Source organism: Bradyrhizobium sp. 45 (assembly GCF_023073155.1).
Lineage (GTDB): Bacteria > Pseudomonadota > Alphaproteobacteria > Rhizobiales > Xanthobacteraceae > Bradyrhizobium > Bradyrhizobium canariense_D.
In genome coordinates this window covers 409,868-434,639 of record NZ_JADPIX010000154.1, presented here as the reverse complement: position 1 = coordinate 434,639, position 24,772 = coordinate 409,868, and the positions used below count along the sequence as shown (strand labels likewise).

Below are 24,772 nucleotides of genomic sequence, written 5' to 3'. Positions count from 1 at the left end.
TCACGCCGAGCGTCATCAAGTCATGGCACTGCTTGATCGTTTCCAACGGCACCGCTGCCACCCGAGGGGTTCACCACGCATATCGCACCACGCCCTTGCCGGCGTAGCTGCGCGTCACGCTGGAGAACTCGCCTTCGAATGTCGCGGCGGTCGACCAGCCGTTCATCCATCTGGTTTCGGCGGATGCCGTGACCAGCGCGGAGTCGGAAGCCTGCGCCGCGCCGTTGACGAAGAAGCTGGCGCCCGGCAGCGTCTGGAACGTCGCACCGATGCCGCGGTCGGGATTGAAATCATGCGCCCAGGCCACGCGGCCGCGCAGCGTCAGCATCGCGCTCTGCATGGCAAAGGATTTGTCGGCGCGGACGCCGAGTTCGCTGCGCGTGTCGGTCACGCTCTTCGCATTATAAGCGAGTGCAAAGGTGTTGGCGCCCGAGACGACACCTTCCGCATAGGCCGGCAGGTCGAAGGTGGTGAACTGGCCTGCCGCATACGGCGTGAAGCCAATCCCGCCGATCACGGGCACCACGAAGCGGTAGCCGCTCTCGACACGGCCGGACCAGGCATTGGCATTGAACTGCGCGCGCAGGCGATCGATGCCGGCGATGGTGATGGTGCGATCGGTGGTGATGTCCTGCCAACCATAGGCCAGCGCGCCGGAGAGATAAGCCGCGCCCACCGTGTGGCGCACGAAGGCGCCGGCCTGGAACAGGTCGGAGCGTCCGCCGCCGCCGTTGACGACGCTGAAATTGGTGCCGCCGCCGGCAAGTGCAAAGCCGACCAGCGTGTCGCGCGAGATGCGATAGTCGGCGCCGACAGCGGTGCCATAGAGGCTGCTGCTGGTGTTGTTCGAGCCGGCGATCGAGTTGCCGTCGGTTTTCTGCGAGCCGCCGAAGCCGGCCGCCCACACGCTCCAGCGCTGCTGGAACGGCACCGCAGCTGGTGCCTTGGTATAGATCGCCGCCAGCGCGTCGTTCGGGCTGCGCTTCCTCGCGGCATAGGCCAGCGCTTGCTCGTCGGCGTGACCGGTTGCGTTGCCGCCGGCGGTTGCACCGTCACCGCGTCCGGCGATGAACGGATCGGTCATCACCCCCATGAACTGGTTCATCGCATTGAAGGTGGACTGCTGCGACCCGGTCGCGGTTTCGCCGGAGACCTGCGTCAGGGCGTTGGCGAGACCGGAGCCGGTCAGAGCGAACAGCGCGTTGAAGCCCGCCGGCATGTTGGCGCCGGCCAACAGCGCATTGTCGATTCCGGCCGCGACGTTCTTCTGGTTGATATTGGCGTTGGCGGGCAGGTTCGGCGACAGCAGGCCGGGATCGACCGTCAGAAAGACCTCGTTGCCGACATAACTCACCCGCGCATTGCGGGCGAAACTGTTGCCGGCGAGAACGCCCGCCGTGTCGAAGGTGCCGTTGACGGTGCCCGCGATCATGATGGTGTAGGTGGTGGTTGCGCTGATGCGCGCCAGCGGATCGACCGTGACCTTGCCCGCGAGGTTGGCGATGCCGGTCACAACCGTCATGTCGCTCGATGCGCCCGATATCTGCACCAGATAGGTCGATGCCGCCGTCATCGTCAGGCTGCCGCTGACCGTCAGCGTGCCGATCGAATTGCCAGGCGCCAGTGTGCCGCCGTTGACGTTGGTGTTGCCGACCGTGCCGATGCCGCCGAGCGTGCCGCCGGCGTTGACGATGACGCCGCTTGCCGAGGTGATATCGCCGTTGACCGCCAGCGTGCCGCCGTTCACGGTGGTCGCGCCGGTGTATGTGTTGATAGCGGACAGCGTCATCGTGCCGGTACCAACCTTGACGAGTGAGGCGCCGGTGCCGCCGACAGCGCCACCGTCTGCAATGACACCGGTGACGTTGGTGGAGAGGTTGTTGCCGCCGACCGTCAATTCGTTCTGACCAAGGCTGAAGAGCCCGGCGCCATTGATCGAGCCGGCGCTGAGCTTGTGATCATTGTTGGGCCCTGTCGAGTCGCTGAAATCCGTAGCGCTCGAAGCGCCGTTGGTGATGGCGGCGTTGCCGCCCGTCGCGAAGTTAGCGAATTCCAGGCTGCCGTTGTTGATGATGGTGGCGCTGCCGCCTGTGCTGGTGTCAGCGAATTGCAGCCCGTTGTTGTTGATGATGGTGGCGCTGCCGGCGGTGCTGGCGTCCAGGAAGTCGAACCCGCCACCGTTGGTAATGGCGGCGCTGCCGGCGGTGCTGGTGTTCGAGAACACCAATGACCCGGCACTGATAGCGATAGTTGCGTTGCCCGCCGTGCTGCTCATGGCAAATGTAAGGCCGTTGCTGCTGGCGATGATGGCGCTGCCGGCGGTGCTGGTGTCGCGGAATTGCAGTAGATTGCTATTGGTGATGCCGGCGCTGCCGGCCGTGCTGCTGTCGCGGAAGTGCAGTACCCCGCTAGCGCTGATGGCTGCGCTGCCGGCCGTGCTGCTGTTGCGGAAAATGACGACGCTACCGGCTGCCCCGTTGATCGTGGCGCTGGCCGCCGAGCTGGTGCCATTGAAGGCAACGGAACCGCCGACGATGCTGGTGATGGCGGCGCTGCCCGCCGAGCTGCCGTCGCTGAAAACGAGCGAGCCATTGCGGTTGATGATCGTGGCACTCCCGGCCGTGCTGCTGTTAGCGAAACTGATGGTGCTGCTGAAGCTGTTGGTGATGGTGGCGCTGCCGGCTGTGCTGCTGTCGTTGAAACCGATCGTGATGCCGTTTGCAGTGTTAGTGATGGTGGCGTCGCCCGCCGAGCTGCTGCCGTTGAAAGCGATGGAGCTCCGGAAGCCGCTGTTGGTGATCGTGGCGCTGCCGCCCTGAACGCTGATGCCGGCACCGCTGAAAGTGAGAGTTTGAAGGAAGTTGTGGTTGTCGAGAACATAGTTCGAGGCGCCTGGACTGAAGGTCCAGCCGCCGACCGTGGTGTCGGCCGAGAGCGTCAGCGCGGTCGTGTTCGAGCTGCCAAACAATGCGGTGCCGACTGGCACCGTCGCCGGGGCCCAGTTTGCGGCGGTGTTGTAGTCGGCAGTGCCAGGGTTGGCCAGCCAGGTCGCATCCTGTCCCAACGCCGGGACCGCGATCCCGACCAATCCGGTTGATGCCAAAGCCAGCAGCGCGGCCCCTCCGTTCGAAAACTGTCCAAAGCCCGACATTGCCCCACCTGACATCTTGTTGTGAATGCTGCTGCTGTTTTGCAGCCGCGTCGTCGAACCGAGCTTGACCTTCATGACGTAACTCCAGAAACGCTCGTGTTTGCCGTGTCGACGACAGGAAATGTCTCGCGACGGGAGCGCGAAACAGAAAAGCGTTCCATGGCTGGATCCTTGAAAGCGGCAAACAATCGTCACGGCGCGACGATTGCGAGGCGGGGTGGTATATCGGCAACGTGTTCTGCACGCGCTTAAGTTCTGCGGAGGCCCGCTCAACTATGTCGTTACGCAGAGAGAATCCGTTTTCCCAGTCACCGTGCCGAATATCGCGCCACCCGAGGGGTCTGAGAACTACCTAGAAAGGTGGTTCGCTGTGCTTTCTGAGCCGGCGCATCGACTCCGCGGATCGGTTTGCAATCCAGGAGCGCCGTCAATCGCACGACAGGCATATCGGCTCAGGTTGGAAATGCGCGCCCTCGTTGCTCGAAACATGTCCGCAGATGGTCCAGGCGGCGGCGTGCACGATGAGGAATGCGGCGGCGACTGCCAGCAGCCAGCCCGTTTCATTGTGGGCATGGGATCGGGCCGCCAATTTTGTTTGCGTCGCTCTGCTCGTCACCATTCTTGTTCTCCGGACGTTTTTTGGGCTTCGTTTCCGAGCAAATGCTCACATTGGCGTATGACGCGGCTCGCCAGGCGGCGCCGCGACGCATGCAGTACCGAGATGATGAAAGCGACGATGCCGTGCTCTTCTGGCTCGACGAGCCGATCAGAAACCCGGCAGGCTGGCCGGATCATGAGATTTCCATGCCAATCAACTTCCGAGAGCGACGGAAACGCGTGCAAAAGCGGCTTGATCAGGGAACGCTAACGCCCGGGGCGGATCGACACCCTTGCCGGTGGCTGCTGCGCAAAGGCTGAGAGTGTAATCAGCAGCACCGCGGATGACAGGGCGAGGAAAAAACCGCGCCGCCGTCGCCTCTCCGTCCGGCCTTCGCCAGGCCTTTTAGGCCGGCGCGCGCCCGTCGTTGTACGCATCGTCGATCTCCCAATGTCGTTACGCTGAGAGAATCTGTATTCCCGGTAACCGGGCCGATATCGCGCCATTTTGTGCATCTGAGAACTACCTGGAAAGGTGGTTCGCTGTACTTTATGTATGCTCGCGCAGGTCGGAGGCCTCTGGGGTCGCCTCTGAGCTCGGCGACCTGCGCAATCTGGAAATGACATGCATCTCTCCACGGATCCCATCGATCCGCTAAATCAAGACGTCTATGCGCTCTGGGATCAGCTGGCCGACTTCTCGGTCGCCGACAGTGACGCTGCGCTGACCCACCTGCTGTCCGCACTGCGCACCATGTTGTCGGCACGCAATGTGCTGTGGGGCGTGGTCGTGCGATTGCCTTCGCCGAAGCGGACCGATCCCCTGCTCGGCTGGCGTCCGCGTCTCGTCAGGGTGCTGGACCCGATACCGGCGGTGGCGGCATCCGTGCAGAAGCAGTACGATACGCTCTGGTCCGACGACGTCGACCTGTCCCAGATCTTGTCAATGTCGGGCGACGAGCGGTTCCCCGTCCGCCTGCTGTTCGAAACGCTGCCGCCGGAATGGTTCAAGGGCAAGCACTATCGGCGCCACTATCTGGACGTCGGCTTCGCCGACAGCATCTCCGTGCGCATTGCGCTCAATGACGATTTCAGGATTCGCCTGTTCGTATTTCGTGATGCGCAGCAACCCCGCTTTACGGCACAGGACGGCCAGCGTCTGGGCTTCGTGATGCGCGCCTTGAGATGGTTTCACCGTCAACAATTGCTCAGCCACGGACTGCTCATCGCCAACGCGCCCCTCACACCCGCTGAACGCCGCGTGTTGCTCGGACTGCTCGCCGGGGACACGGAAAGGCAGATCGCGCAGAAGCTCGAGCAAAGTCCGAACACCACGCATTTCCACGTCAAGTCGATCTACGCCAAGTTCGCCGTGCGCAGTCGCCAGTCCCTCGCCGCGCTGTGGCTCGGCGGGCTGCGATAACGGCTGAAGCCGCAGGGCTGCCCTGGATGCCCTTCCCCTTCTGGCTCGTCTCGGACCTCGCTGAGATGCAGGAAGACGAATACGACAGCGATCGTTGGTCACGTTGGCGCTCGTAGACTTGCCGAGGACATCCAATTCTCGATTCGATGCGCACTTTCGGTTAGTCCCGCTGCGCGGATCATGGCTTCCCGAAGGGGGCCATGGGGCAGCCTGTTTGCATCGCCCTCGAGGCGGTTGGCCTCGAGCATAAGCCTATTCTGCAACGACAATTTGGGTTGTACGGCTTTGGTGCGCATGGTGCTCTCCGGGTAGGAGGCGGGAGCGCGATACTCTCAGTCACCGATAGATGCCGATGGCGGGGCGGTGATCGGCTGAGTCTACGCCCTATATGTGGGTTAAGCCACTGATGCCTTGGACAAGCTGAGCGATTGCGACAAAGAAAGGCAGGACGGGGCTAAAATCAAACCGGGCCACTGAGGTGGGAAACAGGCCAGCGCCCCTATCGAGGTCGAAATAGGCCGCTCTGAGTTTCGAAATTCCCCCTAAACGAAAACGCCACCAAGCCCAATAATGCTCAGTGGCGCCACGTTGGAACTGGAAACCGCAATCCTCCAGTAGACATTGGTCGGACCGCCGGCGTTTAGGTTCAACGCGGCCTCACTGTTGCTCGGGTTTGCAATGGAAAGCGGCCTTCTTGGCAGGCGCAGCTTCGATTAATTCAGTTATGCCATCGAGCGTAATTCGGTCGGTGATACGTGATGCTATGTACTTGTACCGCGCAATGCGCTGGTCGATCTCGTCACATTTCTCACACATAGCTCACCGCGATTGTCAAAGGCGGGAGCGTGCAGGACTCTCTGTCACCGATAAAAGCCAAGGACCGGGCGGCGATCACGAGACTCTAAACCAGATACTCAGTTCCAGATACAGGAACGAATTTGGGCCACTTCTTAATCAACTTGGGCCGGTAGCGTGGGAAACCGGCTCAACGAAGCAATCTTAGAAGTGATCGCGAGCTCGGAATTTGCAGGTCATGGTCCGCCTTGGGTCACCTGACGAGATCGCCGTCCGGGTCTAGAATGCAGACCTCCGGACATCCTGCCGTGGCAGGCCGCGCTGTCGCCGCGCTTCACGCAGGAGCGCCGAGGGCGAGAACACTGAAGGGATGGAGTAATGCTTGCGGTCGAGTATTGGCGGGGTCAGCATGGAAGGGATCGGGTTTCATGACGATTTCAGGCCGGGCGGCCCATTGGGAGAACGTATACGAGAGCAAGGGCGAACGCGAGTTAAGCTGGTTCCAGGAGAGCCCGTCGCCTTCGCTCGAATTGATCGCACTGGCCGCCGCAGAGCTTACCTCACCGATTGTTGACATCGGCGGTGGGGCGGCTCGGCTGGTCGATGCGCTGCTGGCGGCTGGATATGCAGATCTGACCGTCCTTGATCTGTCCGACGCGGCGCTCGCGGCCTCGCGTGCACGGCTCGGTGCCGCTGGCGACGCCGTGCATTGGATCGTCGCCGATGTGACGACATGGCAGCCAGCGCGCCATTATGACATCTGGCACGACCGTGCAGCGTTCCATTTTCTCACCGCGCCGGAAGAACAAGCGGCTTATGTCGCGTGCGTCCGAAGAACCGTAAAAATTGGCGGTCATGTCATCATCGGCACATTCGCAATCGATGGTCCGGAGAAATGCAGCGGCTTGCTCGTGACACGTCACACCGCTGACAGCATCACCGCACTGCTCGGCGCCGGCTTCACATTGACGGATCATCGGCGTCATAAGCACGCGACGCCGTGGCAATCGGTACAGAATTTCCAGTTCAGCAGCTTCATCAGATCATGCTGAATTTCACGCTGCAGCCCACGTCTGCAGGGCCACAACTTGCGAATTGCACAGATCGCTCGCTTCGGGCCAAAAGCCGCTGTCGTCAGGCGGCCAGCGTTGATACCCTAGTGGATGGCTGCCAGGGCGGTTACGACAATGAGGATGACCGTTACGAGGGCACCTGAAACATAGAGAATGGTTCTGACGCTGCCGCCTTTGGCCGCGTTACCGCCGCGCAAATAGACCGCAACGTGGATCAGACGAATTGCGACATAGACCCATACAAGCGTTGCAAGCGTGACGGGTCTTACCCCTGCCAACGTAGCCAGGACTGTCGGGACGACAAAAGGCGGCAGCGCCTCCACTGCGTTCATGTGGACGCGATCGATCCGGTACAGCAGGTTATCGTCATCCAACGGCAAGACAGGTCCGGAGAGTGCCCCGGCCCTGCCTTTGGAGAATCCTGAATAGACCGCCAGCAAAATTGACAGGAGGCAAAGGGCAAGCACCCCGACAATGCTAAGCCAGTAGGCTGTCATAAGGACCTCCGCAAATGCGATCACGTCGCATAGGTTACGCGGATATCAAGCCTCGCGGGCTATCCGCTCGGCGAACCGTTTCAGGTAGAGCGGCCAACCCTGATCGCCTTCAACGCCTTCGCTCACGCCTTCCCAACCTTGGCCATGACGTTCGAGGTGACGGTGCTCAAGTTCCAATCGAGTCCGGCTTGGCGTCTCGGCAATGAACCGCACCTCCCATTCACTGGTCTTGTCTGGATCGGTTTCGATTTGCCAGCGCGGGCTGATGTCCCAGCTTAGAAGCACGCGATTCGGCGGCTCAAAAGCCAACACACGCGCCCAGCGGCATTCGCTGCCGTCGACACCTCGATCATAGATGTGACCGCCGACCCGGGGCTCGAACACGGTCTCTGCGATGGGCACGGAGAGCAGATTGTGCTCGCGTGGTTTGAAGCTGCCGAAGTCTTCCGTAAAGACCTTAAACGCGCGCTCGATAGGCGCCTCAACCACGATCGATTGTTTGATGGGTGCCGCCGATACACGGATGCTCATTTCTGGTCCTCCACTGATTTTTCTACGGCCACTTTGTACGCAGCCAGTGTGCTGCTCCAGAACCGGTCAAGCCAGGCGCGCATCTGGCTGAGCCCCGCTGGATCGATGTGATAAATGTTGCTGGCTCCCTTCGGCTCGGCACGAACCAAATGAGATTCGCGCAGCACCTTCAGATGCTGAGAGACGGCTGACTGGGAGACAGTCAGTTCACGGGTGAGTTCAACGACAGTGCGCGGCCGCGCGCCCAGCAATGCGAATATTCGTCTGCGGGTCGAATCGCCCAGAGCGGCCAGTTGCACGCTGTCTTTAGCCATGCTTCGCCGAAGGGTTGCCGTTACGGTAGCGGATCTATCATTAGCCATAACTAATGATAAGCATAAACTAATGATCTCGTCAAACGTGCTGATATTGGGCCAGACGTCAGCTTGGGCTCACTTGCCGACCTCGCCGCGGTCGCACGTCAGGCCTGCGTTACCCTCTCGGCAGACATCCGAGATCTCTGAGTAACCGTTCTGGGCCCGCCTCATCAGCTTGAGCGATGCCGCCAATCGCAGGCTGCGCTTCCCGGCGAGTGCGATGCCTTCGAGCTCGCCGCGAGATAGTAGAAGAACGCATCGCCGCCCAGGATGCGGCCGTCCATCGCGCATAGATCGGCTGCTAACGGCTCTCGCCCTGGCGAACGAGAGTCTCTCGAAAGAAATTGATGATGCTGGCGTTGAACTCGCGATGGAATGCCGTCCTGTCGAAACCCGGCGGGTCAGTACAGAAGCGAGGAAGCTTCTCCGCGAACTCTGCTGTGCATGGCGACAGGAAAGCAAAATGACCGGCAGGCACCACGCGCACTTCCTTTTTGCCGGGCAGCGACTGAGCAACGAGCGCTGAGTTTTTCGGGTCTACGCCTGCGCCGCCAAACTCTGATCGCCAGATCAGCAGCGGGATTGTGATGTCTGCCAAGCGGTCGGCGGGAAAGGCAAAGTTAATTGCCGTATCGGCGAGCACTGCGGCTCGGATACGAGGTTCGTGAGGCAAGCTGCTTGGTATGTCGCCGCTACGGAGTTGCTCGCATGCCCGCGTTCGGTTCGCGTCCGAGCAGTAGAGCGCAAATCTCCGGAGATCGGGATTGCCGCCCGCCAACACCAATCCGGTATAGGCGCCGAGCGAAAACCCAAAGAAGCCGATCCTGGAGGAATCAATCGCAGCCCGGTCTTTCCAGTCATTCAAGATGAAATCAAGCAATCGGATAATGCTGGCGGGCCGGGTTGCCAGAATGGAAAGGCTGTCTCGTTGCGAGGAATCGTTTCCATTGTCACCCGGAAGGTTGATCGAGGCGACGACAAATCCAGCGTTTGCCAGGGCCTGCACCGTGTCATCGTGTTGTCCGAACCAACCGCCGCGTCCGTGCGAGACGATCACGAGTGGCAAGTTCGTTCCTGTGACGGGACAGTCCTTCGTACCTTCAATCGTTTCAATGAATTGGACAGTGAGTTTGCCGAGGGGCACTCGTTGCGCCGCTGCTGCGCAAGGGTACCATATAGCGCCAGCCAGATTTGGATCGGTATCCAGAAGCTGAACACCGGCAGCTTGCACAGGCGACATCAAGCAGCCGAGTACGGCAGCACAGATCCAATACAGTTTGGCCATCAGTGCCCCCATTCGCCAGCGAACTCTCGGATCAAACTTGGCCGAACTGTGCCGCATTGACTGCCGCTACCAGCCTCGCGCAGCTTGCACGTCGGTCCGCCTCCCGCTGAGCCGCAAGCAAGCAAGATGAAAAGACCAATAAAACGCAGGGAAACGCGCCCATCGCAGCCCCGAACAACATGTGCGCAGCGTAGGTAGAGCTTGCCAAAAGGCAAGCTTCGGCTCTGTGACGTTGTTCACAATTATAATCTGGCTGGTCGTCCGAACGTCTGCAACGGGTTACAAGCCGACATCGCCGCGAGTCGCAGGGCCAGATACAGGCCCTAACGTTTGCTGGCAAACAGCTTGCGCTGCGCAAGATTAACGTAAGAATCGGGCCAATCGACCTCTCTCTTAGATTCCGGAAGAGATTGCCTCCGGTCGGCATACTCGAAGTACAGCGTCCCGTGGACACCTTGCGCATCGCGCTTCAAAATGGGGCGCTCCCATACGGGCGACAATATTCGCAAAGCCTGCTCTTCCCCAGCGCGTTCGGTAAAGTCCTCAATCAACTCCATGTCTTGGCCCGGGCCGGGAAAGATAGCAGCGAACTCATCATCGGTCGCTTGAAACAAGCTGAACGTCGCGTTGACCGCGCGATCTATAATCTGAATGTTCTTCAAGCTCTCCTCCCGGAATCCACGACCATAGGCTCTCTAGTACCGATGCACCGAAGTCCGCTGCAGGCCAATACCAGAACTGAACTGGCCCAATCTCCTGCCCCAACCTATAGTGCTCGTGCAATGGTCGCCATAAGCTGTGAGAGCCGCTCCGGCCCTGTAAACCCAATCGAAACTATCGATGTGCTTCGCGGCCTGGCGTTGCTCGGCGTCCTTGCTATTAACGTCGTCACTGAATTCCGCGTCTCAATCTTCGAGCAGTTCTTACCCGCCGGGCGACCGGCACCTCCGTTTGACCGCGCGGTCGAGACAGTCTTGATGCTCGCGGTCGATATGAAGGCATTTGCCCTGTACTCACTGTTATTCGGAGTTGGACTTGCCATTCAATATGAGCACCTCTCGACGAACCCGCATCGCGCGCTTCTGTTGTTTCGCCGTCTGATCGCCTTGCTGACGTTTGGACTGATTCACCTTTTCCTGATCTGGAATGGTGACATTCTTACCGAATATGCGATCGCAGGGTTAGTCGTCCTACCATTCCTGTTTGGCCCCCGCTGGCTGCTTTCATGCGGCGCGGCGACATTCTTGGCGCTGTATTTGGCCATCAAGGTGTGGTCCCCTCCTGGATTGTTTCCCAGCTTGGCTTCGTTGCAACGCCATGTGCTTGAAGCCAATCAGGTCTATGCAGGGGGCAGCTTCGGGCAGGTGCTGGCGTTCCGGGTCAGCGAAATCCCCGTGATCGTTCCTCTCCACATCTACGTATTCCCGCGGACGATAGGGCTATTTTCGATTGGTGCCCTCGTCTGGCGCAGCAATGCCTTGAGGAAGCGAGATCGTCCACTCCTGTTCTTGACAGCAATCAGCTGTACTGGGCTAGGCGCAGTCTTGATCCTCCTAAGAGTAAGCGGCGTCGTAGCGGGCGTTGGTCTCGGCGCACTGGCCACTCCCACCGGCACGATCCTGCTGGCTTTCGGCTACGGTGCAATGATCATCGCCGTCGCCGATCTGGCGAACGGCAAGCGATTGCTGGGCTGGGCTGCGCCGCTAGGGCGCATGGCATTCACGAATTACCTCGCTCAGTCCATGATCTTTGGCTGGATTTTCTACGGATACGGCCTCGGGCTATTTGGGCAGCTCGGGGCGGCCGAAGCACTGCTATCGGGCTTTTCGTCTACGTCTGCCAGGTATTTGTCAGCGGTTGGTGGTTAGACCGGTACAGGTACGGCCCGGTCGAATGGTTATGGCGGACACTGATGTACGGCATACTGCAGCCGATGTCTCATGATCGTCTGACCAGCTCGAGCAAGCGCCCAGCCTAGGTCTGCCAGGGGTCAAAGGCTGCCCTCTTCAGCCAGCATAACCTTGGTCGGGTCACTTGCACGAAGCGGACATCGCCGCGCTCTGGGCTGAGGTCAGCCACGGGCCAGAAGCGGGCATCGCCAAATGAGCCCCCCGCTCAAGCCTCATCGTGCAAGGATGGATGAAGTTCACTCCCCTCAGGACGGTGCATCGCTCGGAGGTCGACGACCGGATGGCATTCGGCTTTGAACTTTAGGAGCTGATGCTTGGAGGAGTTCGATGGAGCGCTTGATCAGCGCGACCATCGCGGCAGGACTGATAAGTGCAAAAGTGCTCAAAAGTTCCCGTGCAAACCGGCGGATCATCCACTCCCTCGGGGGCCGCGCGGCTAGGCCAGCGGTCCGCTAAGGGCCATGCCGTCAGCGGACGTATCAAGCAGTTGCGGTGAGTAGGTGAGCCGCTATCGGGAACGATAACCCGCTACTACCCACGTATTTTCCCAACTCCAACTTGGTATCTTCGGCCAGGTGTTCGCGAGCCACCTCGCTTGCTTGCGATACATGACTGGCCAGTGGCGAACCCGCAACATAGCTAGGTACAAATCGTTCGACGGATGGAAACTCGATGGCACCGACCCTCCGTTGAACCGTGATATCCTGAAAGTTCGCAGCAGCGACAAGTCGGCTCAGCTCATCGGCATCGGCGAGTCCAAATGGAGCTCGCATGATTGTGGCCGCCGCTGGACCGATGTGGCGCTCCAGTATTTTGGCTAAAGATTCAAACCCGGGACTTTGATCGATGCCGCACCACACCATGAGGGCGAGCCTTCCCCTTGAAGATAGAACTCTGCGCATTTCGCGCAAAGCAGCTGGTCTGTCGGCGAAGAACTGGAGGCCGAGTTGGCAGTACGCAATATCAAACGCGCTGTCAGCGGACGGCAGTTTGTCTGCACTGGCCTCCTGCCATTGAACCGAGGCAGCGTCATCGGCCATCCCGAGCGATCGTGCCACGTTCAACATGCCAGGATTGAGATCGATGCCCGTCACGATCCCGGTAGGGCCCACCTTCACCGCCGCGAGGCGCGCCACTATTCCAGTGCCGCAAGCAATATCGACTACGCGTTCGCCCAGCTTCGGCCGAGCGAGGTCTATCAGGACGGGGGCCCATGGCCCAAACACAGCCGGGACCAACTCCCGTTCGTACACTTCGGGCGCACTACCAGCGACCTGCCACTGACCTTGCTGCTCCATCAGATGATGCCAAAAGGACGTTCGCTCGCTTATAGCTCAACACAGCGATGTCCGCCACGGGTGGTCAAAAGCGCGTCCGCTCCCTCAGCGAAGTGCAGGCTCTTTTCGAGCTTGACGGCGAAATAGTTGCGAGGGGCGGCGGTGCAATCACAGCCCGATGGCATCGCTCCGCATCTTCGATCTGAAGTCGAAGATTTTCCAGTTCTGAGAGCCGGCAATAGAGGTCGTTGAGCCGAGAGGCCAGCTCAGCTTGAAAGTCCTGCATGATCGCCCCCCATTACTCAAATTCGCTACCGAACCGCGAATTAAAGCAGCGGTCGTGCGCGGCTTCATTAAGGCATGTGAATCCCGTTGCGATCCCGATGAGTTCCGAGTATCGGAACCCGACCCGTCCACACCCTCGGGGGGAGCTCGATGCGTCGGACTCCGCGGTGGGTCAATAGCGCCGGTTTCGGCCGTGGGCAGTCAGGGCGGGCGGTCTACCCTCAACTTCGGACATGAGCGGGCACCGCAAGCGCGATTGCGATGGGGCCACTTCCAGACTTCGCCGATGGGTATATAGAATCATCGTCCACCCTGGAGAACGGCCAAGTGGCCCGAATAGAAACCTTCGTATGGATCGTAACGACCTTCATAATCATTTTAGCCACCGCTCCACTACGGGCTTTGGCAACACCGGAAGCGTCTGCATGCGGGTACCTCGCTAGTCAAATTGATAAGGCGCAGCCAGGGCCGTTGTTTTTGCCCAGCTATCCGACCGTGGAATCGGGGCCTCTCCATGGCGCCGCATACCTCTATGACAATGCGGTGGCCGTCATCGCGTTGGTCGGTTGCGGTGAGCGAGACAAAGCAAGTCGGATGGGCGCGGCGATCCTCTGGGCCGTCGATAATGACCGGACCTGGCATGATGGACGGCTCCGAAACGCTTACGCCGCGGGTGTGGTGGCGAATGGCTCCGCCAAACTTCCGGGTTGGTGGGACAATAATCGGAACGAATGGTTGGAGGATCGATATCAGGTGGGAAGCGATGTTGGTAACATGGCATGGGCCATGTTGGCGTTGCTGTCGATTGATGATGTGAACACCGGCTCCCCGTTTCGCGATGGTGCAGCGCGGCTTGGCGCTTGGGTCGCGCAATGGGCCGATACGCGCGGTACTGGCGGTTTCACGGGAGGTACGTTTGGGCACGAACCGACGCCGGAAGTGCGGACGTGGAAATCGACTGAACATAATACTGACCTCGCCGCCGCGTTTGGCCTTCTTGCGATCCGCACAGGCGATTCGCGCTGGCGCGATAAGGCAACGGTTGCCGAGTACTTTGTAAATACGATGTGGGATCCGGGGTGCGTCTGTTTCGCCGCAGGAACCGCTGAAGACGGTGTCACGCATAATCCGATTTTGGCTCTGGATGCCCAGATCTGGCCTTTAACAGCGCTTCACGGAGCGGCCGGGAAATTTGCATCGGCAATGACGACCGCCGAACAGCGAATGAGTGTCGGCGGAGGCTTTTCTTACGGTGAAGACCGAGACGGTGTGTGGACCGAAGGTACGAGCCAAATGGCTCTCTTGATGAAATTGCTCGGCAAGACGAAGAGGGCAGAATCGCTGATCGCTGTCATCGAATCCCAGAGGTCGCCCGATGGTGGGTTCTATGCCACGACTGTCCGCGCGTTACCGACGGGGTTCGTGTTGGACACCGACCCGACCAAGCCGCGAAACTATTTCCGATTGTCACATCTTGGCGCAGCTTCGTGGGCTGCCCTTGCGGAACGTGGGTTCAATCCCTTTACGATGACAAAAGGACTTCCCTAGCTGAGCCGCAGTGCTTCTCGTCTCGGCCGTTTCGATCTGTCCTGATTTCGATATGTCCGCTTGGGGGTCACTTGCCGACATTGCCGCGGCTCGGACGTCAGGCCTGTTGAGCCTCTCGAGCGGAGATCCCAAATCTTTGAGTAACCGCCCTACGCCCGCCGCATCAGCTTGAGCGAGGCCGCGAGCCGCAGGCTGCGCTTGCCGGCGAGCGCGATGCCTTCGAGTTCGCCGCTGTCCGCCGTGCAGGTTCCGGAGAAGCCGATCCCGACCTCATAGCCGCCGAACACGGGGTTCTCGCCTTTTGCCGGCGTATGCTCCTGGTTGAGGATCTCGCCCTTCCAGCGGCCGTCAGCCGAGGAATAGGAGCCGAGATAGTAGAAGAACGCATCTCCGCCGAGGATGCGGCCGTCCATCAGCAGCATGACGCCGGAGAGCCCGGCATCGACGCCGTCGAGCGCGCGCAGATGGATGGCATAGAGCCCGTTCACCACCCCGCCTGGACCGATCGTCCCCTGCGGTGGCAACCCCTCGTCATCGAGCCGCGTGAGATTGGCCCAGAAACCGGCGCCCGGCATCGTGTCCGCGCTGCCCGCGAGACGGATCTGGTTGCCGACGAGTCGGCCGCGCGCGCCGATCGCGGCGACATCAGCCCCCATCAGCGGCTTGTAGTTGGGATCGTCGTTGTGCCGTTCGGTGATGACTTCGGCGATGATCTCGCCATCGCGCTCGAAATAGCTTCCGAGATGCGCGAAGGCCGAATTTCCGCCCAGCAGCTTGCCATCATGCATGCACATGATGCTGCGGCCGAAGGCATCGTTGACGCCGTATTCAACCTTGTAGAGCCCGTCCAGCAACGCAAGTGACCCGCAAAATCATAAGGAAAGCACGCGCTACCTAGCACTGCCATCGCATCAAGACCATCGGGCTTTTTCGCGCAGGGCCATTCGCGAAGCCACGCCCTGCCATGATGCCATCATGCGCCTGTTTTGCCCGACGGCGCAAGCAATTTCGGCGATTCCGCATATGGCGATTTCACACCATTTGCAGGCCTGTGATTTCAACCACTTGGCTACTGTGCATGGGGTTGTTTTTCGAGTTTTTTTGTTTGGCCGGTCGCGAACGGTCCTTGCGCACTCACCAAAGCCGGCTTCGAACCCGCCGGCCGAGGCGCTACGGCATGATCCGGAAAAATGCGCAGCGGTTTCCCGAAAAGATCATCCTCACAAATAAATCTACAGCGCGTTCATCGGGCTTTAGAAGCACAGCGTGGTGACGAGCTTGCCCTGCTTGTCCTTGATCGCATAGGGACAGCGCAGCCGCTCCAGCGCCTGCTTGGCATCCTCGTCGCCGAGCGCTGCGGCGCGCTCGTAGTAGGATTTCGCGGCGTCCTTGTCCTTTGGCCCGCCGCGGCCCTCCTGCGCGAAGGCGCCCATCCGCTCCAGCGCGCCGGGATGGTTTTGCGCGGCAGCCTTTTCGAACAGCGCGCGCGCCGCGGCGTCGTCCTTCGCCCCGCCCGTGCCTTCGGAGAGCATCATGCCGAGCTGGTACTGCGCCTCCGCGTTGGTCTCGGCGGCCTTGCCCAGCAATGCGCGCGCCTGTGCCGGATCGGCCGGCGCGGCACCGCCGCTGCCGCCAAGCGCGGCGAGATTGCTGATGCCGCGGGGATTGCCGGCCTGCGCCGCCTTCTCGAACAATTTCCGCGCCTGCGCTTCGTCCCTGGCGACGCCGGAGCCGGTACCGTAGGCCACGCCGAGCTCGACCATCGCCGCACTCGATCCCTTGTCGGCAGCTTTGCGCCAGGCTGCCATCGCGTCCGCCGGTTGCCGGTTGGCCGCATAGGCGCGGCCGAGCGCGAACATCGCGCGCCGCGACGACGACGCGGCCTGCTTGCAGAACTTGATGGCGGTCGCAACGTCGGAGGCCGCAATCTCGGTCGCGCCCCTGACGTCGGCCGGCTTGTCGGGATCGCTGGGATCGGCCGCGACCCGGTCGCACAGCACGAGGTCGGCCGATTGCCCATGCGCCGACAACGGCACCGCAAGCGTGAGAAGGATGGCAACGAGGAAAGTCCGCATGGACGCCAGGTTGCGTCGCAGTCTCGGCAAATTCAAGGCTCGAGTCCCGATTGGCGCAGCACGGGGACCACCTCGGGCGATGCCAGATAGCGCAGCAGCCGGTCAGCGGCGTCGGCGTTCTCGGCGTTTGTCATCCGACCGGCGGAGAACACGGCCGGCGTTTGCAGATCGTGCGGGATCGGGCCGACCACCTCGATGCCTTCGACCTGCTTCAGCTCGCTGATCTGCTGCACCGCGAGGTCGGCCTCGCCGCTCACGAGCCGCTCCGCGGTAAAGCCTTGCTCGACGATGGTGGCCTTGGCGTTGATCTCTTCCGCGATCCCCATCTGCGCGATCAACCGGGCGAAATAGACCCCGCTCGCCCCCAGTCGCGAATAGGCCACCGACCGCGCCGCGAGCAGCGTGTTGCGCAGTGCGGATGCCGTGGCGATGTCGGGATGTGCCTGCCCTGCCCGCACCGCGATGCCGACGAAGGAGCGCGCGAGATCGGCAGCGCTCTCGGCGATCACACGGCCCTCGCCGATCATCTCGTCGAGCCCTTCGCGGGTGAGGATGACGAGATCGGCGGCCTCGCCGTCGCGCAACCGTTTGAGCAGCGCCAGCGTCGGCGCGAAATCGGCATCGATGTGGACGCCGGTCGCGGTCTCGTACGCGGAGGAGAGGCTGCGCATCGCGCCCATCAGGCCGAGCGTCGAGAGCATGCGAATTGTTTCCATCAGCGATTCCCGTGACGATCAGGAGCGGTGCATCAGCTTGAGCGCGGCGGTCAGGCGCAGGCTGCGCTTGCCGGCGAGCGCCGTTGCCTCCACCACCGCCTCTTCGGCATCATAGGTGCCGGAGAAGCCGATGCCGACCTCGTGGCCGCCGAAGATCGGATCGTCCTTGGCCGGCGTGTGCTCCTGATTGAGGATCTGGCCCTTCCAGCGCCCGTTGGCGGCGGTGTAGCTGCCGAGATAATAGAACGATGCATCGCCGCCGAGGATGCGGCCCTTGTTGAGCAGCATCACGCCGGTGAGACCGCCGTCGACGCCATCGAGCATGCGCAGATGCACCGAGTAGAGCCCGTCGGCGATACCGGCCTCGCCGACACCGCCGGCGATCGGCATCTCGTCTTCGGTGATCGGTGTCATCAACGACTGAAAGGGTACGCCGGGCAGCTCCTTGAGCTCGCCCTTGAAGCGATAGAGATCGCCGTCGGCCCAGCCCTTGGCAAGCAACGTCGCATCGTCCGTGCCCGCCATGGCGCGATAGTTCGGATCGGGGTTGTGGCGGACGGTGTTGATCACGACGTCGACGCCGGCTTCGGTCTTCACGTAGGTGCCGATATGGGCGAAGGCCGAATTGCCGCCGAGCATCTTGCCGTTGCCGGCATGCATCACGCTCCGGCCGACCCGGTCGCCGAGCTGAAATCTCACCTTGTAGAAGCCTTCAAACACCAGCCGTCCCCGGCCCTGCGCGCACCCAGACGCACTCTATCCCGCTTTCGGCGGCGATGGACAAGTTTCCGGCCATGAGGTCCGATGAGTCTCCGCAACGGCTGTCAGCAAAATGAAAAATCCGCCGAAGCCTTTCGGCTTCGGCGGATCGAAGTCCGACCCGGGCCAGCCCCCCAGCCCGGGCCGGGAGGATCTTAGGCGGCGGCCTTCTTGTCGGCCGGCACGGAGGCGATCGTCTTCAGGATCTGCGAAGCGATCTGGTATGGGTCGCCCTGCGAATTCGGACGACGGTCTTCCAGATAGCCCTTGTAACCATTGTTGACGAAGGAGTGCGGCACGCGGATCGAAGCACCGCGATCGGCAATGCCGTAGCTGAACTTGTTCCAGGGCGCGGTCTCGTGCTTGCCGGTCAGACGCTTGTCGTTGTCCGGGCCGTAGACGGCGATGTGGTCCATCAGGTTCTTGTCGAAGGCCGCCATCAGCGCCTCGAAGTACTCCTTGCCGCCGACCGTACGCATGTACTCGGTCGAGAAGTTGGCGTGCATGCCGGAGCCGTTCCAGTCGGTGTCGCCGAGCGGCTTGCAGTGGAACTCGATGTCGATGCCGTACTTCTCGGTCAGGCGCAGCATCAGGTAGCGGGCCATCCACATTTCGTCAGCGGCCTTCTTGGAGCCTTTGCCGAAGATCTGGAATTCCCACTGGCCCTTCGCGACTTCCGCGTTGATGCCTTCATGGTTGATGCCGGCAGCCAGGCAGAGGTCGAGATGCTCTTCGACGATCTTACGGGCGACGTCGCCGACGTTCGAGAAGCCGACGCCGGTGTAGTACGGACCTTGGGGCGCCGGATACCCCGAGGCCGGGAAGCCGAGCGGACGGCCGTCCTTATAGAAGAAGTATTCCTGCTCGAAACCGAACCAGGCGCCGGAATCGTCAAGGATGGTGGCGCGCTTGTTGGTCGGGTGCGGGGTCTTGCCGTCGGGCATCATGACTTCGCACATCACGAGCACGCCGTTGGTGCGGGCGCCATCCGGGAACACCGCGACCGGCTTCAGCACGCAATCGGAGCTGTGGCCTTCAGCCTGCTGGGTGGAGGAGCCATCGAAGCCCCAGAGCGGAAGCTGCTCGAGCGTCGGGAACGACGCGAATTCCTTGATCTGAGTTTTGCCGCGCAAGTTCGGAGTCGGCGTATATCCGTCGAGCCAGATGTACTCGAGCTTATACTTGGTCATTGAGCCTCTCTGTAGATGATGCGAAAGGTGGGGGCCGCAGGCCCCCGCACGATTGTTTACCCGGCCAACATCGGCCGACCCTTTCCAAGCATTTAACGTGCCAAAAGGCCGCAGAGCGGGAGCTTTTCCACCGCGACCTGCCTCCTCTCCCGCCCGGCGGATCGTCGATTGCGTCGTGCGTCATAGCGGCGCACCTTTGCGTGAAGCTGCACCGCAAAAATCCCGCGGAAAACGCCCGATTCTGGAGCAGACAGGCTGGTGCCTGAGGTTGCCGACTAAACGCGCATCAACGTCCGGCAATATTCGCCAAGTCTGCGCCCGTGGTCCGCAACCTTCGCAATGGCCCACGCGTTAGCCACCCGACCGCTGCCTTAGAGGAAGCAGAATGCAGTTTGCCTACAAAATAGGCCAAGGCTGATTTCCTTTTCAGCACTTTGCATTTCGGAATGCACGGCCGATATGGGGATTCCAGTAACCACAAGCCAACGAGTCGGGCGCACCATGGAGGCTCAGCGCTGCGATCTCGGGAGATACCGCAATGATGAACAATGGACTGAGTCACGGATCTGCACAGATTTACCAATTCCCTGTCGGGGGCCGCTCGGCTCTCGGGGGGCGCCGCAACGGTGAGACCCGCCTTCCCGCCAACCACGCCTCGCTCCCTGTGAACGAGACGATTTGCAGCGGCAGCTGGTACCATCAGGAAGCAGTCGATGAAGCCAAGCCGAAATGGGATCGCTGATGCCTGCGTTCGGTTCAATACCGCCGCGGTCTCTCGATGCCCGGCGTCAGTTCGAAAAAGGGTCGAAACAACGGTGTTTCGGCCCTTTTTGATTCCGGACTTGATTGCGGGATCATATGGTCGCACAGGCGTTCACCGACCGCTTCAGATGCGTGACAAGACACCTCCATGAAAGACTTCCCTGCCCGCCATCTCGCTTTGCAAGGCGCCAGCAATTTTCGCGACCTCGGCGGCTATCCGACCGCAGATGGCCGTATCACGCGATGGCGGCAGATCTTCCGCTCCAACCATCTCGGCCAGCTCACTGCTGCCGATATCGAGATCGTCCGCGCGTTGGGCGTGCGCAGCGCCTTCGATTTTCGCGGCGTCGAGGAACGCGCGGCGGGTGTCTGCGTGGTCAACGAGATCGCCGTGCATTCGCTGCCGATCGAGCCGACAGTCGTGGCTGCGCTGCGCGCCGAGCTCGGCAGGGGCAGGTTGACCGCGCCGGTCGCGCTCGAACTCATGCGCGAATCCTATCGCAACTATGTCCGCCACAACACGGCCGGTTTTCGCAACCTGTTCGGCCATCTCCTGGAGGACCGCGCGCCGCTCGTGATCCACTGCACCGCCGGCAAGGACCGCACCGGCTTTGCCAGCGCGCTGATCCTGCATGCGCTCGGCGTATCTGATGACGTCATTGCCGAGGACTATCTGCTGACCAACCAGCACTACAAGCGCAACGCATCAAACGTCTCCGATCTTCCCGCCGATGTTCTCGACGCGATCGGCAACGTCGAGGCCTCGTATCTTGCGGCTGCTTTCGAGGCCGTCGGTAGCGAGTATGGCGATCTCGAAACCTATTTGCGCGACGGTCTCAAGCTCGGCACACCGGAGCGGATCGCACTGAAGGCGCGCTATCTGCAATCGTAGGCGGCCGTAAATCTTAAGCGGCCGTGCCGGGAGAACAATGATGCAAGGCAAGGTTCTGATCGTGACCGGCGCACTCGGCGCGCTCGGCAAGGTGGTCGCCGAGACCGCGCTGGCACGCGGCGCGCGCGTGGCCGGCATCGACCATGCGCCATCGCAAATCTCCGCGATGCCTGAACGCATCGAGATCGGCGGCGTCGATCTGTCCGACGCAGCACAAGCAAAGACGGCGGTCGAGGCGGCGGCGAGACACTTTGGCGGTCTCGACGTGTTGGTCAACATCGCCGGTGGCTTCGCCTTCGAGACCGTCGGCGACGGCGACGTCGAGACATGGCAGCGCATGCATGCGCTCAACGTGCTGACGGCACTCAACGCCTCGCAGGCGGCCCTGCCGCATCTGGCCGCGTCCAAGGCCGGCCGCATCGTCAATATCGGAGCCATGGGCGCGCTTCAGGCCGGCTCCGGCATGGGCCCCTATGCGGCGTCGAAAGCCGGCGTCCACCGGCTCACCGAGGCGCTGGCGAGCGAGTGGAAAGGCAAAGTGACCGTGAACGCGGTGCTGCCCTCGATCATCGACACCAAGGCCAACCGCGCCGACATGCCGACGGCCGACTTCGCCAAATGGGTGACACCGCAGGAACTCGCCGAAGTCATTCTGTTCCTCGCCAGCGATGCCGCCAGCGGCGTCACCGGCGCGCTGATCCCGGTTGGCGGGCGGGTGTAATCAATCCGGCACCAAGAGCCGGAGATTGCCTCTGAAACGGATGCTCTGCTTGCCGGCGAGCGCGATGCCCTCGCCGTACGCGGTCTCGCCATTGTAAGTGCCACTGAAGCCGATGGTCACGACCTTGCGGCCCCACACCGGGCGCTCGTCGAACGAGGGGGAATGCTCCTCGTTGGTCAGCTCGCCCTTCCACTTGCCATCGGCCGAGGTGTAGCTGCCGTAGGCGAAGAAGAATGAGTCCCCGCCCCGCATGGTGCCGTCGCGCATCACCATGACGCCCTGGTTGCCGCCCTGGACGGCATCCAGCATTTCGATGCGGATATGATAGAGCCCATTCCTGATGGTCATCTTCGTGAAGCGCCCGATTGTCCCACCCGCAGGATAGCCGGATCATCTGTTCCCGATCAAATGGCGCAGAGCTCTAAGTCCATTCCGGGGCTAAACTGCCGCAGACTGATTCTCCGATCGAACGTGACATTCGGAAGCTTCCTTTGGAAACCACGCTCTATCTGCCTGTCAAACGCTTCCTCGAAGAGCTCGGCTTCACGGTCAAGGGCGAGATCGGCGGCTGCGATCTCGTGGGCCTCAGCGCCGGCGATCCTCCGGTGGTGGTGATCGGCGAGCTCAAGCTGACCTTCAATCTCGAGCTGATCCTTCAGGCGGTCGATCGTGCACCGGCCGGCGACGAAGTCTGGATTGCCGCAAAGATGTCAGCGCGCGGCAAGGGACGCGAGACCGACGCACGCTATCGCAATCTCTGTCGCCGCCTCGGCTTCGGCATGCTCGGGGTGACCGACCGCGGTCAGGTCGAGGTGCTGGTGAAGCCGCCGACGGCCGCCCCACGCCGGGAGCCGAAGGTCCGTTCGCGCCTCGTCGCAGAGCATCAGCGCCGCCAGGGCGATCCGGTGCTGGGCGGCAGCACGCGCGCGCCGATCATGACGGCCTATCGGCAGCAGGCACTGGCCTGCGCCTCGGAGCTCGCGGCAGGCCCGCGGCGGGTGAGCGAATTGCGCCAGCGCTGTCCCGATGCCGGCAAGATCATGCTTAACAATGTGTATGGCTGGTTCGAACGCACCGAGCGGGGAATCTACGGGCTGACGGAAGCTGGCCAGGCGGCGCTGAAACGCTGGCCACAACAGCGGGTTGCGGATGTTGCCGGTCTCCCGTCACCACCCTGACACCCGACCGGTGCATAGCTGAGATGCCACACCGATTCCATATTGCAATGCAACATAGAGGGCACTAGGTATCCGGGCATCGAAACGAGGCCGTTATGAACGCAGACTGGAATACCAAATATGGCACGCGGCGCGTGCGCCACGATCCGCCGACCCTGGACGAGGCGATCTTCGCCGCCGTCGGCATCACCGATGATCAGGAGCAGCAGGCCGAGATCGCCGCAGCCCTGATGGGCATGCCGCTCGATGTCGTCCAGGCCGAGGTCAAGAAACAGGTTCGCACCAACAGCCGCATCACCTCGACCCGCGTGATCGCCGGCGAACAGGGTGCGCAGCGCTCGGTGGTGGTCGAACGCCGTGTCGTGCGCCGCTTCGGCAACGACAAGCGCACCGGCACCTGAGCGCTTAGTTCCCCTATATCCAATACAAAGCGGACCGGTTTTACCGGTCCGCTTTTTTTGATTCCAGTCGGCTTTGCGGGTCAGGCGGCGCGATTGCCGTAGATGCTGGAGATGATCTTCCAGCAGGTCGAGTTGAAGCTGAGAAGAGCGCGGCCGGCCGTGAATGGCGAGGCCGCGAGATCAGCGAGTTCGTCCTCAGGCGCCTTGGCGAGATCGATCGTGCCGGTCGATTCGCCATGACGGAATTGCAGATGCGCCCCGAACTTCCTGGCGAGCGCGCGCATCGGGTGATTCTCGGCGCCGGTGGTGATGCGCAGGCGCTTGTAGCCTTTCCAGCGCGCTTCCGCGATCAGGCGGCTGAACAGCACGGTGCCGACGTTCTGGCGCCGCGCCGAAGCTTCCACGCTGAAGGCGACCTCGGGCAGCGAATCGCCCTCGGGCGGATGCAGCTCGGCCGCACCGCGGACCACGCCATCGACGATATAGGCGACAATAATGGTGCCGTCCTCGGCACAGCGGGCGGCGTAACGCTCGATAAAACTGTCGTCGAGAAAACCGTTGAAGCGGTCGTGCCGGCTTTCGGCATCGAGCCTCAGCAGGTGATCGCGCAAAAGCGGCAATTCTTCCTGCTGGCTCAAGGTCCGCACGTAGCCCTGAACGGACTTCGGGCGGTTGGTTACTTCAAGTCCAAAATCTGCTGCGAGTGACAAGTCAAAACTCCTCTTGGTGTCCCTCGAGGAGGCGTTCGAATCCCTAGGCCTCCAATATTGTGCATCGCAACAAACTTTTCAAGACCGGAACCTGCCCAAGTTTCGGGCACGGGGGCGACTAATTCGTTAATGGAATCAAGCCCCCGTATTCACACGAGGACCAGCTGGGTCTGCGTCACCACGGCAACCAGCTTGCCGTCCTGGGTCTCCAGCCGGGTGGTCCAGACCTGGGTCCGCCGGCCTCTGTGGACTGGGGTGGCGGTCGCGATCACCGTTGTTCCCTCCTTGGCCCCGCCGATGAAATTGGTCTTGCTCTCAAGCGTGGTTGTGCCCTTGGCGTCCTCCGGCAGATTGATCACGGTGGCCGCTGCGCCGACGGAATCTGCCAGCGCCATCACGGCGCCACCGTGGATGGTGTGATGAAGCGTGCAGAGATCGGGCCTGACCGTCATCCGCGCCACCACGCGATCCTTCTCGGCCTCGACGAACTCGACGCCCTTGAGTTCGGCAAACGGCATCTTCATCGCTTTAAGTTTCTCGAGCGGCGTCATCGGATCTCCTCCCAAATCATTCTGCTCACAGGGTGAATTGCTCCGCGCGGCAAAAGCAATGACGTCCGAGGTCGTCATTGCGAGCGCAG

General features: G+C 61.5%; 28 protein-coding genes and 2 pseudogenes. 12 read left to right on the top strand and 18 right to left on the bottom strand.

Annotation, left to right across the window (positions count from 1 at the left end; all coding sequences use genetic code 11):
* Nucleotides 1-70: 70 nt before the first annotated feature.
* Nucleotides 71-2,224 (bottom strand): autotransporter domain-containing protein, encoded by a 2,154-nt coding sequence (locus tag IVB42_RS39235; RefSeq protein WP_247395262.1) that lies wholly within the window; start codon nt 2,222-2,224, stop codon nt 71-73.
* On the opposite strand from IVB42_RS39235, the gene IVB42_RS39230 reads away from it, so the two are divergent.
* Complete coding sequence (locus tag IVB42_RS39230; RefSeq protein WP_247395263.1) at nt 2,211-2,819, top strand: hypothetical protein; 609 nt, start codon at nt 2,211-2,213, stop codon at nt 2,817-2,819. The two genes, IVB42_RS39235 and IVB42_RS39230, sit on opposite strands and share 14 nt — an antisense overlap.
* Before the next feature lie 759 nt (nt 2,820-3,578).
* Here the strand turns inward: IVB42_RS39230 and IVB42_RS39225 are convergent.
* On the bottom strand, nt 3,579-3,770 hold the full coding sequence (locus IVB42_RS39225; RefSeq protein ID WP_247395264.1) for a hypothetical protein: 192 nt from the start codon (nt 3,768-3,770) through the stop codon (nt 3,579-3,581).
* A 20-nt stretch (nt 3,771-3,790) separates the two neighbouring features.
* Between IVB42_RS39225 and IVB42_RS39220 the strand changes: the two genes are divergently transcribed.
* Both IVB42_RS39220 and IVB42_RS39215 read left to right on the top strand, forming a co-directional pair.
* Nucleotides 3,791-4,069 carry a hypothetical protein gene (locus tag IVB42_RS39220; protein ID WP_247395265.1) on the top strand — a complete coding sequence of 93 codons (279 nt, stop codon included), beginning with the start codon at nt 3,791-3,793 and terminating at the stop codon, nt 4,067-4,069.
* A gap of 304 nt (nt 4,070-4,373) precedes the next feature.
* The gene (locus tag IVB42_RS39215; RefSeq protein ID WP_247395266.1) at nt 4,374-5,171 is read left to right on the top strand and encodes a helix-turn-helix transcriptional regulator; all 798 of its coding nucleotides are present in this window, start codon (nt 4,374-4,376) and stop codon (nt 5,169-5,171) included.
* 1,051 nt (nt 5,172-6,222) lie between these two features.
* Here the strand turns inward: IVB42_RS39215 and IVB42_RS39210 are convergent.
* Nucleotides 6,223-6,377, bottom strand: a pseudogene (locus tag IVB42_RS39210) (uridine phosphorylase); the annotation flags it as partial.
* A 17-nt stretch (nt 6,378-6,394) separates the two neighbouring features.
* Between IVB42_RS39210 and IVB42_RS39205 the strand changes: the two are divergent.
* Nucleotides 6,395-7,018 carry a class I SAM-dependent methyltransferase gene (locus IVB42_RS39205; protein ID WP_247392893.1) on the top strand — a complete coding sequence of 208 codons (624 nt, stop codon included), beginning with the start codon at nt 6,395-6,397 and terminating at the stop codon, nt 7,016-7,018.
* 104 nt (nt 7,019-7,122) lie between these two features.
* Here the strand turns inward: IVB42_RS39205 and IVB42_RS39200 are convergent, their stop codons facing one another.
* From IVB42_RS39200 to IVB42_RS39180, 6 genes and pseudogenes are all read right to left on the bottom strand, one after another.
* Complete coding sequence (locus IVB42_RS39200) at nt 7,123-7,536, bottom strand: MAPEG family protein (protein WP_204511027.1); 414 nt, start codon at nt 7,534-7,536, stop codon at nt 7,123-7,125.
* 45 nt (nt 7,537-7,581) lie between these two features.
* Nucleotides 7,582-8,067 carry an SRPBCC family protein gene (locus IVB42_RS39195; protein ID WP_204511026.1) on the bottom strand — a complete coding sequence of 162 codons (486 nt, stop codon included), beginning with the start codon at nt 8,065-8,067 and terminating at the stop codon, nt 7,582-7,584.
* A complete protein-coding gene (locus tag IVB42_RS39190; protein WP_018456332.1) occupies nt 8,064-8,381 on the bottom strand; it encodes a metalloregulator ArsR/SmtB family transcription factor in 318 nt (105 codons plus the stop codon). Before IVB42_RS39190 ends, IVB42_RS39195 begins: the two co-directional genes overlap by 4 nt.
* 201 nt (nt 8,382-8,582) lie before the next feature.
* Nucleotides 8,583-8,707 (bottom strand): annotated as a pseudogene (locus tag IVB42_RS42425) (GrlR family regulatory protein); the annotation flags it as partial.
* Nucleotides 8,708-8,724: 17 nt separating this feature from the next.
* Nucleotides 8,725-9,708, bottom strand: a complete 984-nt coding sequence (locus tag IVB42_RS39185) for a dienelactone hydrolase family protein (protein WP_247392894.1) — start codon at nt 9,706-9,708, stop codon at nt 8,725-8,727.
* A gap of 323 nt (nt 9,709-10,031) precedes the next feature.
* The gene (locus tag IVB42_RS39180; RefSeq protein WP_085352988.1) at nt 10,032-10,370 is read right to left on the bottom strand and encodes a hypothetical protein; all 339 of its coding nucleotides are present in this window, start codon (nt 10,368-10,370) and stop codon (nt 10,032-10,034) included.
* Nucleotides 10,371-10,490: 120 nt separating this feature from the next.
* Between IVB42_RS39180 and IVB42_RS39175 the strand changes: the two genes are divergently transcribed.
* Both IVB42_RS39175 and IVB42_RS39170 read left to right on the top strand, forming a co-directional pair.
* Nucleotides 10,491-11,576: a DUF418 domain-containing protein gene (locus tag IVB42_RS39175; protein ID WP_247472120.1), complete on the top strand. Its 1,086-nt coding sequence runs from the start codon at nt 10,491-10,493 to the stop codon at nt 11,574-11,576.
* Complete coding sequence (locus IVB42_RS39170; protein ID WP_346659285.1) at nt 11,477-11,686, top strand: DUF418 domain-containing protein; 210 nt, start codon at nt 11,477-11,479, stop codon at nt 11,684-11,686. Before IVB42_RS39175 ends, IVB42_RS39170 begins: the two co-directional genes overlap by 100 nt.
* A gap of 411 nt (nt 11,687-12,097) precedes the next feature.
* Here IVB42_RS39170 and IVB42_RS39165 read toward each other — a convergent pair whose 3' ends face one another.
* Nucleotides 12,098-12,916, bottom strand: a complete 819-nt coding sequence (locus IVB42_RS39165; protein ID WP_085352985.1) for a methyltransferase domain-containing protein — start codon at nt 12,914-12,916, stop codon at nt 12,098-12,100.
* A 591-nt stretch (nt 12,917-13,507) separates the two neighbouring features.
* Between IVB42_RS39165 and IVB42_RS39160 the strand changes: the two genes are divergently transcribed.
* Nucleotides 13,508-14,728 carry a hypothetical protein gene (locus tag IVB42_RS39160; RefSeq protein WP_240543387.1) on the top strand — a complete coding sequence of 407 codons (1,221 nt, stop codon included), beginning with the start codon at nt 13,508-13,510 and terminating at the stop codon, nt 14,726-14,728.
* Between the two features lie 149 nt (nt 14,729-14,877).
* Here the strand turns inward: IVB42_RS39160 and IVB42_RS39155 are convergent, their stop codons facing one another.
* The 5 genes from IVB42_RS39155 to IVB42_RS39135 form a co-directional block, all read right to left on the bottom strand.
* Nucleotides 14,878-15,582 (bottom strand): GrlR family regulatory protein, encoded by a 705-nt coding sequence (locus IVB42_RS39155; protein WP_018456325.1) that lies wholly within the window; start codon nt 15,580-15,582, stop codon nt 14,878-14,880.
* A 399-nt stretch (nt 15,583-15,981) separates the two neighbouring features.
* Entirely contained in the window at nt 15,982-16,803 is an 822-nt protein-coding gene (locus IVB42_RS39150) for a tetratricopeptide repeat protein (RefSeq protein WP_085352983.1), read from the bottom strand.
* A 32-nt stretch (nt 16,804-16,835) separates the two neighbouring features.
* The gene (locus tag IVB42_RS39145; protein WP_085384882.1) at nt 16,836-17,519 is read right to left on the bottom strand and encodes a substrate-binding domain-containing protein; all 684 of its coding nucleotides are present in this window, start codon (nt 17,517-17,519) and stop codon (nt 16,836-16,838) included.
* Between the two features lie 18 nt (nt 17,520-17,537).
* Nucleotides 17,538-18,239: a GrlR family regulatory protein gene (locus tag IVB42_RS39140; RefSeq protein WP_247472118.1), complete on the bottom strand. Its 702-nt coding sequence runs from the start codon at nt 18,237-18,239 to the stop codon at nt 17,538-17,540.
* A gap of 194 nt (nt 18,240-18,433) precedes the next feature.
* A complete protein-coding gene (locus tag IVB42_RS39135) occupies nt 18,434-19,468 on the bottom strand; it encodes a glutamine synthetase beta-grasp domain-containing protein (protein WP_018456321.1) in 1,035 nt (344 codons plus the stop codon).
* A 538-nt stretch (nt 19,469-20,006) separates the two neighbouring features.
* Between IVB42_RS39135 and IVB42_RS39130 the strand changes: the two genes are divergently transcribed.
* The 3 genes from IVB42_RS39130 (at nt 20,007) to IVB42_RS39120 (ending at nt 21,843) form a co-directional block, all read left to right on the top strand.
* The gene (locus tag IVB42_RS39130) at nt 20,007-20,210 is read left to right on the top strand and encodes a DUF2735 domain-containing protein (protein ID WP_007591835.1); all 204 of its coding nucleotides are present in this window, start codon (nt 20,007-20,009) and stop codon (nt 20,208-20,210) included.
* Nucleotides 20,211-20,378: 168 nt separating this feature from the next.
* The gene (locus tag IVB42_RS39125; RefSeq protein ID WP_247396241.1) at nt 20,379-21,122 is read left to right on the top strand and encodes a tyrosine-protein phosphatase; all 744 of its coding nucleotides are present in this window, start codon (nt 20,379-20,381) and stop codon (nt 21,120-21,122) included.
* Nucleotides 21,123-21,162: 40 nt separating this feature from the next.
* On the top strand, nt 21,163-21,843 hold the full coding sequence (locus IVB42_RS39120; RefSeq protein ID WP_247396413.1) for an SDR family oxidoreductase: 681 nt from the start codon (nt 21,163-21,165) through the stop codon (nt 21,841-21,843).
* On the opposite strand, the gene IVB42_RS39115 is transcribed toward IVB42_RS39120, so the two are convergent.
* Nucleotides 21,844-22,191, bottom strand: coding sequence for a GrlR family regulatory protein (locus tag IVB42_RS39115; protein WP_247396243.1), 348 nt, complete (start codon nt 22,189-22,191; stop codon nt 21,844-21,846).
* Nucleotides 22,192-22,334: 143 nt separating this feature from the next.
* On the opposite strand from IVB42_RS39115, the gene IVB42_RS39110 reads away from it, so the two are divergent.
* A complete protein-coding gene (locus IVB42_RS39110; protein WP_247396244.1) occupies nt 22,335-23,021 on the top strand; it encodes a DUF2161 family putative PD-(D/E)XK-type phosphodiesterase in 687 nt (228 codons plus the stop codon).
* Between the two features lie 95 nt (nt 23,022-23,116).
* Nucleotides 23,117-23,422, top strand: coding sequence for a hypothetical protein (locus IVB42_RS39105; protein WP_007591844.1), 306 nt, complete (start codon nt 23,117-23,119; stop codon nt 23,420-23,422).
* A gap of 80 nt (nt 23,423-23,502) precedes the next feature.
* On the opposite strand, the gene IVB42_RS39100 is transcribed toward IVB42_RS39105, so the two are convergent.
* Together IVB42_RS39100 and IVB42_RS39095 are read right to left on the bottom strand one after the other, a co-directional pair.
* Nucleotides 23,503-24,132, bottom strand: coding sequence for a GNAT family N-acetyltransferase (locus IVB42_RS39100; RefSeq protein ID WP_247396246.1), 630 nt, complete (start codon nt 24,130-24,132; stop codon nt 23,503-23,505).
* 149 nt (nt 24,133-24,281) lie between these two features.
* A complete protein-coding gene (locus IVB42_RS39095; RefSeq protein WP_247396247.1) occupies nt 24,282-24,683 on the bottom strand; it encodes a PaaI family thioesterase in 402 nt (133 codons plus the stop codon).
* Nucleotides 24,684-24,772 lie beyond the last annotated feature (89 nt).

What these genes read in the sequence shown, in the direction of transcription:
- IVB42_RS39225 (WP_247395264.1), bottom strand. Translation starts at nt 3,770, where the DNA reads ATGGTGACGAGCAGAGCGACGCAAACAAAATTGGCGGCCCGATCCCAT.
- IVB42_RS39215 (WP_247395266.1), top strand. Translation starts at nt 4,374, where the DNA reads ATGCATCTCTCCACGGATCCCATCGATCCGCTAAATCAAGACGTCTAT.
- IVB42_RS39205 (WP_247392893.1), top strand. Translation starts at nt 6,395, where the DNA reads ATGACGATTTCAGGCCGGGCGGCCCATTGGGAGAACGTATACGAGAGC.
- IVB42_RS39200 (WP_204511027.1), bottom strand. Translation starts at nt 7,536, where the DNA reads ATGACAGCCTACTGGCTTAGCATTGTCGGGGTGCTTGCCCTTTGCCTC.
- IVB42_RS39195 (WP_204511026.1), bottom strand. Translation starts at nt 8,067, where the DNA reads ATGAGCATCCGTGTATCGGCGGCACCCATCAAACAATCGATCGTGGTT.
- IVB42_RS39190 (WP_018456332.1), bottom strand. Translation starts at nt 8,381, where the DNA reads ATGGCTAAAGACAGCGTGCAACTGGCCGCTCTGGGCGATTCGACCCGC.
- IVB42_RS39185 (WP_247392894.1), bottom strand. Translation starts at nt 9,708, where the DNA reads ATGGCCAAACTGTATTGGATCTGTGCTGCCGTACTCGGCTGCTTGATG.
- IVB42_RS39175 (WP_247472120.1), top strand. Translation starts at nt 10,491, where the DNA reads ATGGTCGCCATAAGCTGTGAGAGCCGCTCCGGCCCTGTAAACCCAATC.
- IVB42_RS39165 (WP_085352985.1), bottom strand. Translation starts at nt 12,916, where the DNA reads ATGGAGCAGCAAGGTCAGTGGCAGGTCGCTGGTAGTGCGCCCGAAGTG.
- IVB42_RS39150 (WP_085352983.1), bottom strand. Translation starts at nt 16,803, where the DNA reads ATGCGGACTTTCCTCGTTGCCATCCTTCTCACGCTTGCGGTGCCGTTG.
- IVB42_RS39145 (WP_085384882.1), bottom strand. Translation starts at nt 17,519, where the DNA reads ATGGAAACAATTCGCATGCTCTCGACGCTCGGCCTGATGGGCGCGATG.
- IVB42_RS39135 (WP_018456321.1), bottom strand. Translation starts at nt 19,468, where the DNA reads ATGACCAAGTATAAGCTCGAGTACATCTGGCTCGACGGATATACGCCG.
- IVB42_RS39130 (WP_007591835.1), top strand. Translation starts at nt 20,007, where the DNA reads ATGATGAACAATGGACTGAGTCACGGATCTGCACAGATTTACCAATTC.
- IVB42_RS39125 (WP_247396241.1), top strand. Translation starts at nt 20,379, where the DNA reads ATGAAAGACTTCCCTGCCCGCCATCTCGCTTTGCAAGGCGCCAGCAAT.
- IVB42_RS39120 (WP_247396413.1), top strand. Translation starts at nt 21,163, where the DNA reads ATGCAAGGCAAGGTTCTGATCGTGACCGGCGCACTCGGCGCGCTCGGC.
- IVB42_RS39115 (WP_247396243.1), bottom strand. Translation starts at nt 22,191, where the DNA reads ATGACCATCAGGAATGGGCTCTATCATATCCGCATCGAAATGCTGGAT.
- IVB42_RS39105 (WP_007591844.1), top strand. Translation starts at nt 23,117, where the DNA reads ATGAACGCAGACTGGAATACCAAATATGGCACGCGGCGCGTGCGCCAC.
- IVB42_RS39095 (WP_247396247.1), bottom strand. Translation starts at nt 24,683, where the DNA reads ATGACGCCGCTCGAGAAACTTAAAGCGATGAAGATGCCGTTTGCCGAA.